This window comes from Paenibacillus spongiae (genome assembly GCF_024734895.1).
Taxonomy (GTDB): Bacteria; Bacillota; Bacilli; order Paenibacillales; family Paenibacillaceae; genus Paenibacillus_Z; species Paenibacillus_Z spongiae.
On sequence record NZ_CP091430.1, the window covers coordinates 6,779,670 to 6,792,710 of the forward strand.

11 protein-coding genes are annotated in these 13,041 nt (G+C 47.6%); 5 read left to right on the forward strand and 6 right to left on the reverse strand.

Going from position 1 to position 13,041, the window contains the following annotated elements:
• The first annotated feature begins 133 nt into the window (after positions 1 to 133).
• Both L1F29_RS30455 and L1F29_RS30460 read left to right on the forward strand, forming a co-directional pair.
• Positions 134 to 1,030: a phytanoyl-CoA dioxygenase family protein gene (locus tag L1F29_RS30455; RefSeq protein ID WP_258385755.1), complete on the forward strand. Its 897-nt coding sequence runs from the start codon at positions 134 to 136 to the stop codon at positions 1,028 to 1,030.
• A 27-nt stretch (positions 1,031 to 1,057) separates the two neighbouring features.
• Positions 1,058 to 1,858, forward strand: coding sequence for a sugar phosphate isomerase/epimerase family protein (locus L1F29_RS30460; protein WP_258385756.1), 801 nt, complete (start codon positions 1,058 to 1,060; stop codon positions 1,856 to 1,858).
• Between the two features lie 117 nt (positions 1,859 to 1,975).
• Here L1F29_RS30460 and L1F29_RS30465 read toward each other — a convergent pair whose 3' ends face one another.
• The 3 genes from L1F29_RS30465 to L1F29_RS30475 form a co-directional block, all read right to left on the reverse strand.
• On the reverse strand, positions 1,976 to 3,421 hold the full coding sequence (locus L1F29_RS30465; RefSeq protein ID WP_258385757.1) for an amidase: 1,446 nt from the start codon (positions 3,419 to 3,421) through the stop codon (positions 1,976 to 1,978).
• A 385-nt stretch (positions 3,422 to 3,806) separates the two neighbouring features.
• The gene (locus L1F29_RS30470) at positions 3,807 to 4,283 is read right to left on the reverse strand and encodes a GNAT family N-acetyltransferase (RefSeq protein ID WP_258385758.1); all 477 of its coding nucleotides are present in this window, start codon (positions 4,281 to 4,283) and stop codon (positions 3,807 to 3,809) included.
• A 1,197-nt stretch (positions 4,284 to 5,480) separates the two neighbouring features.
• A complete protein-coding gene (locus tag L1F29_RS30475; RefSeq protein ID WP_258385759.1) occupies positions 5,481 to 5,645 on the reverse strand; it encodes a hypothetical protein in 165 nt (54 codons plus the stop codon).
• Between the two features lie 756 nt (positions 5,646 to 6,401).
• Here L1F29_RS30475 and L1F29_RS30480 point away from each other — a divergent pair.
• A complete protein-coding gene (locus L1F29_RS30480) occupies positions 6,402 to 8,030 on the forward strand; it encodes a P-loop domain-containing protein (RefSeq protein WP_258385760.1) in 1,629 nt (542 codons plus the stop codon).
• Between the two features lie 100 nt (positions 8,031 to 8,130).
• Here the strand turns inward: L1F29_RS30480 and L1F29_RS34275 are convergent, their stop codons facing one another.
• Positions 8,131 to 8,454: an IclR family transcriptional regulator domain-containing protein gene (locus L1F29_RS34275; protein ID WP_309252427.1), complete on the reverse strand. Its 324-nt coding sequence runs from the start codon at positions 8,452 to 8,454 to the stop codon at positions 8,131 to 8,133.
• Between the two features lie 393 nt (positions 8,455 to 8,847).
• Here L1F29_RS34275 and L1F29_RS30490 point away from each other — a divergent pair, with 393 nt between their 5' ends.
• Positions 8,848 to 9,762: an AraC family transcriptional regulator gene (locus L1F29_RS30490; protein WP_258385761.1), complete on the forward strand. Its 915-nt coding sequence runs from the start codon at positions 8,848 to 8,850 to the stop codon at positions 9,760 to 9,762.
• Positions 9,763 to 9,849: 87 nt separating this feature from the next.
• Positions 9,850 to 11,130 (forward strand): DUF455 family protein, encoded by a 1,281-nt coding sequence (locus tag L1F29_RS30495; RefSeq protein ID WP_258385762.1) that lies wholly within the window; start codon positions 9,850 to 9,852, stop codon positions 11,128 to 11,130.
• A gap of 112 nt (positions 11,131 to 11,242) precedes the next feature.
• Here L1F29_RS30495 and L1F29_RS30500 read toward each other — a convergent pair whose 3' ends face one another.
• Both L1F29_RS30500 and L1F29_RS30505 read right to left on the reverse strand, forming a co-directional pair.
• Positions 11,243 to 11,722 (reverse strand): DinB family protein, encoded by a 480-nt coding sequence (locus L1F29_RS30500; protein WP_258385763.1) that lies wholly within the window; start codon positions 11,720 to 11,722, stop codon positions 11,243 to 11,245.
• Positions 11,723 to 11,866: 144 nt separating this feature from the next.
• On the reverse strand, positions 11,867 to 12,652 hold the full coding sequence (locus tag L1F29_RS30505; protein ID WP_258385764.1) for a class I SAM-dependent methyltransferase: 786 nt from the start codon (positions 12,650 to 12,652) through the stop codon (positions 11,867 to 11,869).
• Positions 12,653 to 13,041: the final 389 nt, after the last annotated feature.

Below are 13,041 nucleotides of genomic sequence, written 5' to 3' on the forward strand. Positions count from 1 at the left end.
AGAAGCAAAGCGGTACGGTCTGGTTTTGCGTAAATTGTGTGCGGTTATGGTTAACGACTTCTCTCCTTCGCATCCGTTATGCTGAGGATGAATCAGGTGCACGGCCATCACTTATATGAGGAGAGAAGCGCACATGAAAGTCATGATCGGCAAAAGAGAATTGGAGCTTGGGAGCAAATACCTCACCGAATTGCGGAGCAGCAACGATATATTGGAGGATACTGAAGCGCTCCGGGCGCGTCTGGCGGAAGAGGGATATCTTCTCATCCGCGGCTTCCACGACCGGGAGCGGATTCTGGCCGCCAGAGAGCAATTTTTGCTGAAATTGAATGCGATGGGCAGACTGGACCCTCAGGCTCCCCTGGAGGAAGGCGTCATCTCCGCCGACAACAAGAGCGCGATGTGGGGAGGAAGCGCGGAAAGTCTAAAGGACGATTTACCGGGTTTCGTAGATGTCGTTAATCACCCGACCGTCATGAGCTTCTTCGACCGGCTGCTCGGCGGGCCTTCGATGACTTACGATTATAAGTGGCCCCGCGCTATCGCTCACGGCGGCAACACCGGCGCTCACTACGATGTCGTGTACATGGGCAGAGGAACGAAGCAGGTCTATACCATGTGGACGCCGTTCGGAGATACGCCGCTTGAGCTTGGGACGCTTGCCATGTGTCTCGGCTCGCAGCATTTCGACAAAATCAAGCAAACCTACGGCGAAATGGACGTCGACCGCGACAACGTGGCTACAGGCTGGTTTTCCGAGGACCCGATCGAAATCGTCGATACGTTCGGCGGTCAATGGGCAACGACGAATTTCCAGGCTGGAGACGCCATTATTTTTGGCATGTATATGATGCACTCATCGCTTAATAACAGCACCAACCGATACCGGATCAGCTCCGATACCCGCTACCAGCTCGCTTCCGAGCCGGTAGACGAGAGATGGATCGGGCGCAAGCCGAAAGGGCATTACGCCTGGGGCCAGACGCCTTCGAAATCCGTTGCGGACGCACGTAAAGAATGGGGGGTTTAGCCCCCCTACTAACTAGGAGGACCGACGATGAAGACGAAGATAATCAAAGCAACTTGGGGAATGGAAGGCATGCCGCTGGCGGAGCAGTTCAAGAAGATTGCCGAAGCCGGGTATGCCGGTGTTGAATCGCCCCTGCCTTCCGACGAAGAAACAGCACAATTCAAGGAGCTCCTTGCCCGCTACAATCTCGACTATGTAGCCATGGTGTTCACAGGCGGAGAAGACCATGCGGCATCTTTCGAGCAGCAGGTCGAGAGAGCGGTTCAATTCCAGCCGCTTCTGATCAATTCCCACAGCGCGCAGGATTCCATGCCGTACAATGAGCAGCTAAAGTTTTTCTCCAGAGCGATTGAAATCGAGCGTCAGGCCGGCATTCAGGTCGGACATGAAACTCATCGGGGCCGGGCCATGTTCACCCCTTGGGCGACCGCCCAGCTGCTGGACGAGCTGCCTGAGCTGAAGCTGACAGCCGACTTCAGCCACTGGTGCTGCGTATGCGAGTCCCTCCTTCATGATCAGGAGGCTAATCTTCGCCGCGCATTCGAGCGTACCATTCATATTCATGCCCGCGTCGGTTATGCGGAAGGACCGCAGGTTCCGCATCCCGGCGCTCCGGAATATGCGCGTGAGCTGGAGGCTCATGTGGGATGGTGGCAGGAAATCGTCAACCAGCGTAAAGCCAAAGGATACGACATCACGACCATCACGCCTGAATTCGGCCCTCCCGGTTACCTCCACACGCTGCCGTTCACGAACCAGCCGGTAGCCGATCTATGGGAAGTCTGTCTGTGGATGACCAACCATTTAAACGCAAAACTACAAGCATAACGAGCAGATTTGGGCAGATTTGCCCTATTCGGTTCTGCAGTAACGGCTCCCTCGCTATTTGGCGGGGGAGCTTTTTTGTGATCAGGGCAGTGCAATCAAGGGCTATCGTTAGTACTGCTAGAGTCGCCCCCAAGCTGGAGGCTTCCTCCGTTTGCTCGCTTGTTCAAAAGCATAAGCGAAGCGCAGCAATGCCGGTTCGCTGTAGGCCGCACCGGTGAAAGCGACTCCGAATGGCATACCGTCTTCTCGGTAGCCGGCAGGAACGATAATCGAGGGATAGCCGGAAACGGCCGCCGCATCCGTCACACCCGGACATAACAACGCGTCCAGCCGATGCTCATGAAGCAATCGGTCGATCCCTTCCTCCCGCGATCGACGCCAGTCCTGCAGTCTGTCGTTGATATAGGTTGACTCCGTCATGGTGCCGGACGTTTCGTATTGTGCCCGGAGAAGCAGCGTTTGTCCGTATTTCAATGTTTGTTCATGATGCCGGTTGTTGAAGTCGATGATGTCCTTTAGCGACCGAATCGGATAATGCGGCGCCAGTCTGGCCAAATAACGATTAAGAGCTGATTTAAATTCAAACATCAGAACGCTCGAGTTGGAGCCGACGTGCGGCAGGTCCGTCTGTTCCACGATGACGGCACCGGCTTCCCGCATGATCTCAATCGCTTCCGATATTAGCTGTTTTTCGCCTTCCGTGAAATTGGCTTCGTAACCTCGGTTGATCCCGATTCTGGCTCCACGCAGCCCGTCCTTATCAAGAAACTTCGTATAGTCGGTACACTCCCACTCGCCGCACCTCCGGGTAGCCTCATCCGCGGGATCTTCCCCAACCATGGCGCCTAGCAGGATGGCGGCATCCTGTACGGTTCGCGCCATCGGACCGGCCGTATCTTGCGTGTAGGTGATTGGGATAATGCCATTGCGGCTGATCAACCCGAGCGTCGGCTTGATGCCTACGACGCTGTTGCGGCAGGCAGGGTTAAGTATCGAACCGGATGTTTCCGTTCCTACCGAGGCGGCGCAAAGGTTAGCCGACACAGCAGCGCCCGAGCCAGAGCTAGAGCCGCCGGGCTGCAGCTTACCCGGTCCGTATGGGTTGAGCACCTGTCCGCCTCGCGAACTATACCCGCCCGGCATGCCGGCTGTCATAAAGTTGGCCAGCTCTGTCATATTGGCCTTACCGAGGAGAACGGCACCAGCAGCTCTTAGCTTTTTTACCAAGAAGGCATCCTCCAGCGCAAACGAATCCGCCAGGGCCAAGGTGCCGGCGCTCGTATGCATGTTGTCCGCGGTGTCGATGTTATCCTTCAGCAGGATCGGAATGCCGTGCAGCGGCCCGCGAAGTTTGCCTTGACGCCGCTCCGCATCAAGACGTTCCGCGATAAATATAGCATCCGGGTTTATTTCCAGCACCGCGTTCAAAACCGGACCGGACTTGTCGGATTGCGCGATCCTCTCCAAGTATATCGCCGTCAGGCCGCGCGACGTCACCTCTCCTGAGGCCATAGCGTCTTGCATATTTTTAATCGTTGCTTCTTCAAGCTGGAAGGTTGGCATGGATATCTCCTTTGTGAGCATGTTTTTCAAATTAACGGCGTGCAAACAATCTATACAGATAATTCATGTAGAAGTGGAAAGGATCCGCCGCGGCGCCTTTGGATGAGATAGAAAAATATGCATATAACTAATTACAAATCTCAGGAAAGGAGCAATAGAACATGGCCGATTCGATTAAGCCCAACGGTTCACAGCATGCCGCACCGCCATCGGACGATCCGAAGAAGCAAGGCAGATCCGCAGCTAAGAAGAAATCGAAGTAGCTCTGATATCAAATGAATGGACCGGCCGTCGGTTGGCGCTTTTGGATCAGCCGGCAGTGTTAGCACAATGCGGATGCCGTTCCATACCGGCATCCGCATCTTAGTTGTTATTAAGCCGCAAATCAGAGTCGCAATGCGGTTATTAGTTCCTCTTCGCAGATTTCGCCGTTGTCACGGAAGCCGAAGCTTTCATAAAGCTTTTTGGCGGCCACGTTATCAGCCTTATACGAAATCCAGCAGAAATGTGCAGGCCCTGCCGGAAAGGTGCGGATAAATTCCAAGATTTTTTTCATGGCTTCCCGACCATAGCCCCGGTTCTGGTATTGCTTGTCAATCATCAGTCGCAGGATGCAATAGCTGTCGTCTGCGATTGCCGGGAGTTCGTACCCGGTGATTCTATAAGTAATCATAACAAAACCGATCGGCTGTTCATCCGCGTAAATGGCAAACGGAAACGGATGTCCCCCATTGGTTGCAAGGACATAACACGAAGCCACGCTTGACAGATTGGACGCAACGAAGCGGCGTTGATCTTCTGAAACTTCCAGGTTAAATATGGCACGTCGGTTTTCCAGCGTAATTTTTCTGAGCGTAATCATGCAAGGCTTCTCCCTTCATTATCTAATTATTAGTTACGTTGTTGCTGCTTTTAGCTGTGCCGTTTCCCTTTGAATTAACTCGCAAGTTTAATCTCCCTTATCGATTTGCGCCCGGCCGCTTAAATAACATACAATTTATACAAAAAAAGTAATAGACTTATGTTGAATTTTTTTATAGACTATTATGTATCCATGGCTTTTTTAGGGATCATCTTTTTTGGGCATTATTGGTTAACCGGCACATAATTGTGCCGGTTTTATTTTTTCGTTAACGTAAACTGACCTTTCGCTGAACAAAGAGTGGAGCAGCTGCAGAGGCACACGCTACTCCACTCCGATGTCCGTTAATCAAGATGCTCCAAACGTAAGACATATAAGAAGGCCGCTTCATTCGCGAAGTGGCCTTCTTACGGGGCATTATTCTCATTCTTAGACTATTTGTGCGAACGTTTCTTAGAAGATGTTTTAGAGGTTTTCCCGCGTTTCACGCTCGAAACCATAACATTTTTCTCCGTATGCGTGTAACAGTGCTTATAGACAGGACAACAATGATGCTGCTTCACCGTTTCAATATTCTGAATGACATTCACAAGCTGCGGATGGTAGTAGTTCTCGTACTGCGTAATTGGAGGATCAAATATCGTCTGCGTTGGACAATCGGGGCAAAATTCGGCGTCACTCATGCCGCTTACATTGGCCATGTTATAGTAATTATTATGGTACAAAGTAATAATCCCCTTCCTGGTTTGGAGTACACCTTATAATATTCACAGGAAGGCGATTCGACCTGTACACGTGACCCGGAAGGCGATGGCCTCCAATGTTTCTGCGGTATGGAGGGCGAGAGAATTACCGTGTACCGGTTACACCTTGTTCAGGCTAACGCCAAAATCCAGATATATCCGCCGGCGAATGCCGTTGCATGTAGATATCTTCATTGGATGACATGCAATCCGAACAAACCACGGGATGGACGCATATGTTCTTGTTCTGCCGAATTAGCATATCTTTCCGCCCATTGAGAAAAAGAAAGGTCATTATCCCAAGTGACATTAGTTATAGCCTTTGGCACATCCCCAGTCTAACACCCGTTGGTGAAGCATATGGACTTTAAAGCGTTCAAGGAAGGCTTCTTTTGTAAAGCCAAGTTTTATAAGAACCCTCAAACGGACGAATATTTTGATTTTTAAAGTCAAATTAACCATATTTATACATTTTCAAGCTATGTAATTCGCAAAAGCTTCTTGCTAATAATTTTGCTATTTGTTTTTTATTTTCTCCGCTAAGTTCTGCTTCAAATTCCGGCTCGTTAATATGTCTACCCGGAAGTCGAGGCATTATAGGCGTATTTTGATTTATCATGCAGGAAACACCTTTTCTGCGTGTTTTCGGGATCCGGACAATTCCAATTATACCAAACAGAACGGTGTTCTTCATTTCGTCAAGCCCAGAACTAAACGAGCCAAAACCCAATCATACCAAGGAATAAGCGTCATTTTCGCTCTGCTAAAGTTGAGTTAATTATAATTAATCTTTCCCTATACCTGTGGATGATCTTAATGTTATGATTTTGTTGGTGTAAAAATAATTCGTAACGAGGTGAGGACAATGAAAACAAAAAAATATACGTCTTATCCTCATGTTGCTTTTTAGTTATTTTTTACGAATCCATTTGGCTCTGAGGGTAAGATTCACTCTCAGGGCTTTTATATTTAGGCAGGAGAAACGTTTATGCTTTCTTGCCGGTCTATGACAGCCACTTACGGAGTGGCTGTTATTTTTTTAGGACAAAAGGTTGGTCAAGGCAACAGAACTCTATTAGGGGGAATATGTATTGATTTTGAAATACTTAGGTTGGAATTCATTTCTCGCGGAAAAGCCGTTTCGTCGTTACCTTGTTCCCAAGGATAAGGGCCCCCCTTCTTGAGATATCGTTTCAGCTTCGGAAACGATTTGCTCCAGAAGCAGCAGACTGAAGCACCGATCACTCGCTTCATTTCTCCTGACATGTTTCCCGTTATTCTTTACAATCGCTTTCCCAATATGAAAGGATGATGCATTATTAAAAGACTCGCTCAATATTTTCGCTCATTACAATCCGGACAGTCATCTTATAGTATGATTTATGAACCTGACCCAACCTATTGGAATAATGATGTTGCCTATTCCATTGAACGGACACATAAACTCACACTGGATAAACCATGTATCATCATAAAAATACCTTTTGACCGTCTAGGCTTAGATGAAAATATGGATCAAGTTGTTCTCTCAGATTTTGCATTAAGAGAATGGTGTGATCATATTGAGGCATTAAATGAATTGATTTATAACCGGTCACGTTCTGATAAAGAAAATGGCGCTTTTTATTGTTTTCGTCCAACCAATGTGGTGTTGCAACGTAATGCATCCTTTGTCGAAGTCATCTCGGAAAAATGGTATCTATGCTTAATGATTACAGTTCAACTTCCATTCAGGAATAATGATAAAGCTATGCGCATGCTCTGCAAAATGCTTCCAAAAGAAGTGGAGAAGTTTATTGCCAAGTTTGATCTCATCAAATTAAATGCTGCCTATGAATTGGTAAAAAAACAAAATATGATTCGCGAATGGCTGAAATCCAGTGATTATTGTGCGTTTATTGCGAATGGCAGCATTTTGCCAAGAAATAAAGACAACAGCGGGCCACTGGAGGGTGCCTTGCCTTTTACATCCCCGGAAGATGTTGAAGTTGAAATTTGTGGTTTGCGAGGAATGGGAATAAAACATGGTGTGACGGTCATCACCGGCGGTGGTTATTCGGGTAAAAGCACATTGCTGGATGCACTAAATTCGGGGATTTACAATCACACCATAGGCGACGGACAAGAATTTGTGATTACAGATCAAAGTGCTATGGAAATATCTGCAGAGGAAGGCCGTTCCATTAAAAATATCAATATCACTCCTTTCATAAAATGGATACCCAATAGTTCGGCTGAACAGTTTTCGACTGACTACGCCTCAGGTTCCACATCTCAAGCCGCAAATATTATGGAGGCAATCAACGTCGGGTGTAAGCTTCTTCTTATTGATGAAGACAGAAGTGCGACGAATTTTATGATTCAAGACATCAAAATGCGTTCATTAATCAAGCATGAACCCATTACACCTTTTACGGAACGTGTCAGGGAGCTTTATGAGGCTGTTGGAGTATCTTCCGTTCTTGTTATTGGAGGCAGCGGTGAATTTTTATCCGTTGCCGATCAAATCATCCTGATGGACAATTTTGTGCCAAAAAACGTAACCCAGGAAGCAAAAAGTTTATGTGAACACGACAAACCACGCGAACGTATCCCCCTTACAAAATGGGAGATAGAAAGAAAAATAACCACCGATCACTTTTCGAGCTATCCACAAGGCAGTGGTACAGAAAAGCTGATGGTTTCAACCATGGGATATCTGATGATAGGCGATGAACAAGTTGATATCAGAGGGCTTTACAATATCACATCACACGCCCAGCTTGCAGCTATTGCCTTTTTAATTCGAAAAATCGCTATAAGTAATCAGGATCACCTCATCTTTCTTCATGAAAAGATCAAAAAAGCTCTCGAAGATATGGAGAGAGAAGGAGTTGATATTGTGTTTTCTTCCTTTTTTCCCGGTTTCGAAAGATGGCTTGAATTACCAAGAATCAATGAAGTATTATCTGTCATAAACCGAATGAAACATTTGAACTTTATTCAAATTGAGCACCCTGAATGAGCACGGAGTGATCTGTCATAATGACGCTGCGTTGTATAATGCGGTCTTTTCATTTGCCTGTCCCGGATCGGTGACGAGCAAAGAAACATGGTGAATCCCTTCATACAGCGGACACCGCCTGTTCATGTTGTAGTTTATAACCGAGCCGCCTGGAAATATCGAGGGCGGTTCGTTTTACTTTTTCGCCGACGTTCGTAATCTCGTGAACCGGAAGATTGATCAGCAGTGCGGTGATGCTGATCGCTGCTTCCAGCAAGCCTTGATGATCGAAAATCGGCGCGCCGATGCAGCGAATGCCATATTCACCTTCTTCGTCCTCCAGCGCGAAGCCCTGTCCGCCGAATGGTTTGTATAGCGGCTTCCAACTGCTACAGACTCGTGAGATGGAGCATTGAGTATCGTCAACTGTATGACTGGATCTCAGGTTTACCCAACTATATTAAGGGTTTACTGCCTGAATTAAGATGCGAAAGTTGAGTTCATAACAATTCGCCCTCATTATTGCATTTGAAATAAGCATATCAAAAAACAGTTAATGACACTAAACTGGCCGGTTGCTTCAATGATGAAAGGAGCAGCTGCCGCGGCAATATGCTCCTTGTTTCGTTCAACTAATGATCCTCGTTAACAACAAATTATCTCTTTACGCAAAATGATCAAGCTTCGGTCATATACCTGCAGGAAGGCGTTATGTGGAAACAGAAGGATATTCAGGCGGGAGCAGGTGGATGAGTTCATTCTCGAAAATGAGCAGATTCGGGTCGGCGTTCCATCCTTTTTTATGCCATCATCATATGTTTGCGAGGAGTTGATCGGTATGGAGCCTACATATGAGAAGAAAAATGCCGTTTGGCTCAAAGCTCCTGAGCGCAAAACGGTTTTGCATTGGCCGGAAGAGATGCGGTTCGAGCTGCCGTTTTTCGGCAAGGACGATTCACTCTTGTACTTCAGCAAATTCTGGTACGAGAAATGGTACACGCCGACGCAATATCACGACTATTTCGAAATGTGCTACGTCTGTGAAGGAAACGGCTGGTTCATTCTAGAGGGGATTCGATTCCCAGTGCGGGCAGGGGATATTTTCGTTACGAAGCCGGGCGAGATTCATTGCGGTGGCTCGTCGGACGGCACTGCCTTCCGTGTCTACGCTCTCGCTTTTCGGTTCGAGCAGTTCACCGATCTGGAGCAGGGGTTCTACAAGTTAAACGTTGGGCGTATCTGCAACGATCACAGTCGGTCGATCCGGCAGACGCTGGATCGCCTCTTCGACGAATTAATAGCGGACGCACCCTATGCCCATCACCAGGTACGGAATTTGCTTGGTGTCGTTCTCGTCGAAGTGCTGCGGCTGTACCAATCGCAGACGACGGACAGTCAGGGAAAGAACCGGCTGTCGCCGATCGTGCTCCAGGCGCTAGGCCATGTCCACACCAGCGAGCCGCATATTGATCGGACCGCCAATCTGGCCAGGCGGATCGGTGTCAGTCGCTCCCATCTGGACCGGGAATTCAAACGGCAGATGGGTGTCGCGTTGGGCGAATACATGCGCGGCGTATGGCTGGAGCGTGCCAAACGCGCGCTGCGGGAAACAGATCGGACCGTGACCGAGATCGCCGAACAGCTGCAGTTCGAGTCGCTCCAGGCGTTTTGTGTCTTTTTCAAGCGGCATACGGGCGTTTCACCCCACCGGTACCGGCTGTCCCCAGAGCCGATAAATGAGGAAAAACGTTAACTTTTACGAGAAATAAGCTACTGCGTTTCGGTTCCCCTGTCTTTATAATCAAATCAAAACTTACAAACAGGGAAGGGGAAATCGAACGTGCCCCGATATTTTAGCTCCGAACAAGCGCTCAACAAGCTGAGACTGTTTTTCTCGTTGGAATACGATCTGCTGCGCCATGCGATCGGGTATTGCCCACTCATTCCTCGTTACGAGGACAAATGCCGATTCGTCCGTCACGTCTACGAAGATTTGAAGCGTGCGAGGTCGCTCCGTGAGCGGGTGCAGGATTTCGGTGTGGCATTCCCGGAGAAGCGGCTCGACGCCTCGTGGACGAATCTAGTCCGCCATCTGATGAGCGCGCAGGATGCCGATTATTTCATCCCTGCGCTGTATCGCGTCATCAAGGTCGAGCAAGCCGAGGCGTACCGGACCTACTTACAGCATACGCTGCGACTGAATGACGCACCATCGGTCGACGTCTTCGAAGACCATTTGCCGGCGCTGGAGAAGCAGCTTGCCTGGGGCAAGCAGTATTTTGAAGCAGGCGACATCTCCGCCGCCAAGGAGCAGGAAATCGAGCGGTTCGAGGATGGTCTGCGTGAGCATATCCGTCTACTCGGCTCATTGTACGGGGGAAACCTACTTCCGGAGGCAGCCTCGCTTCCCGACTATGAAGAATTTGTCACGCCGACGGAGATGGAACTGGAGCCGCGGTTCGTCTGGCGCAGCGCGGAGCGCATCCAGGATGCGGTTTACAAGGCGGAGGAGCATCCGGCTCATCATTCGTATACCCATTTCACCGAGCTGCCGGTCATCGATCTGGTGGCGAATATCGTGTACGACGGCCGCCACATGCCTTTCGAGTATATCGCTGATTTTATTCGTCAGTGCTGGGACGAAGTGCGCCACTCGCAGATGGGCTTCTCGCGGCTGCGCTCGATGGGAATCAATCCGTACGAAGTGCCGATTCCTGTTGGCCACTACACTGCCTACACTTCCACCGGGCTGCTCGAACGGATAGCTGCCTTGACGCAAGTAGGAGAAGCTTGCTCCTTCGTCCCGAAAAAACAGTGGATAAAGATGGCGGTCGATCAACACGACCTGTTAACCGCCCTTGAGCATGATTTCGATGTCGTAGACGAAAAAAATCATGTGAAATTCGGTTCGAAATGGATGAAAGAATTGATTAGCTCCACCGGCGAGACGCGCGATTTCAAGACGATTGTGGCCGATGCGGAATGGAAGGTGCGCGAAGCGATGAACGAGCTTAAGAAGCAGAAGGGCGAGAAGTGGGAGGCGGAACTCGGTCCACGGTTCGAAAGTTGCCAGGGAACAGACTCACCGCTAAATCTAGCACCGAATATTATCATTGCCTAGAGGAACGGTCAGGCTGAGTTGGCGGCAGAACAGGTATAAAATGAGCAGGCGCCGCGGCGCCTGCTCGTCGATATGTTCTATTTAAACTAACGTTCTCTGTTAGCGGAACGAGTTATATTACCGTTAAAATTTGATTTTTATGATGAGTGTCGTGATCGTTAAATTCGTGAATGATGTAAAGCAGAGAATAGGGTGTGCCGGTGTGCGGGCAAGTTTCTACTCCGTTCGCGGTAACATGCTTAGCAACAACATCAGGATCGGCTAACAGTATTTCAACCAGATGAAGACGGGTTTGCATAAATTCGTCGAGCAGACGATCTTTAGAAATTCCCGATCTGGCGTGTTCATAAGCTATCTTGTTAAATGAATCGAAATCTGGAAATACCATTCCTTCATCATTTTTAATCGCTGGGATAATCGTAGTGATGAGGTAAGTATCCCAATTTTTAAGATGCGAAATTATTTCTCCTACTGATGCTTTTCCTTCAGAAATAGGTTGTAACCAAATGCTCTCGTGTACATCATGTAAGGTATCCGCCCACTCTGTAAATTCTTTATACCGAAGAATCGTACTTTTTCCCAAGCTAATCATATGGCACCTCCATTTCATATTACCATAATACCGAATGTACGTTCGTTAGTGAAGGTGCAATTTCTTGTCGGATAAGTATCGGTTACAGATAAGGCCTTACAGGAGTCCTTACGGCTCGATCGTGTCCCGTCAGTTGAATGACACTCAAATTTTTTCTGCGATTATGATAAATGTTTTTGGGATGCCTTTATCAAATACAACTGAAGATTGGTTGGGCAGTTCTTCCAGGGTGCTTATATACAATCCCTCACTAGCAATAGATGTAATGATTTCTCCGAGTGTCCAGTTTCGCAAAAGCACTTTTTGTACATCATTGCTTACTTCTGTAAGAAACTTAGAAAAAGCAACTTCCTTTTCCTCGAGGGTTGTGTCAAAATAATCCCCTGTTACTTTATGTTTTCTAATATTCGCAGTAGTCCCTTTTGAGGTTATTAATTTTGTAGTAACGGGGTGGAAATCTTGAAGCACAAGAAGACCTCCCTTACGCAGGAGTGCCTGTACCACACGGAACAACTGTCTTAATTCCTGAAAATAGTGAAGGATACCATGCTCCATATACACAATATCGAAGTCATTAGTTAATAAATCTATCGGTAACTTTAATACATCCGAAAGAATGTACTGTATTTGAACTCCCGACTCATCCGCCAGTTCCATTGCATACTTCTTATTTTCAGATGAAAAATCCACCACGGTGACATTAGCGCCTAATAAAGCTAAAGCTATTGCTTTATTTCCATTGGAACCTAACAAATTGGCTATTTTCTTACCATTAACATCCCCCATGTACTCGATAACTTTGCCAATTCTTTTTATAGGTTCTTCTTTTAGCTTTTTCGCCGCTTCACTTGGGGAGCCAAATCGATTGACCCATGCTTGGTATGCTCTTCCTGTATTCCACGAATCTTGATTTTGCTGAAAAGGCTGCAATCAAATCCCTCCGCCGAACTGATACAAATTGCAATATCCTTCAAAACTAATTACACTAGCCTATCCGTCCCTCGGTTTCATTCTTCTGCATTCATACTCCACAAATTCCTTGGAGGTTCACCATCCCACGACTCTACGGGTCTATGCCCTTGCAATCCTTCGTTACACCTGACCAAGGCGTGGAGATCGATACCTAGGGTTGAATAATTTATAGTATTAGACACTACAGATGGTTAAAAAGCCACATTATGAGTATGCGGAATATAGAATTTTCAATATTTGTTCTATTCCTGCAATCCAATTAATATAACAGCCTTAATTTCAGATTTATGGTACTACGCCCACGAGATTATATACAGATAATTAATAAATATACTGAACATTACTGC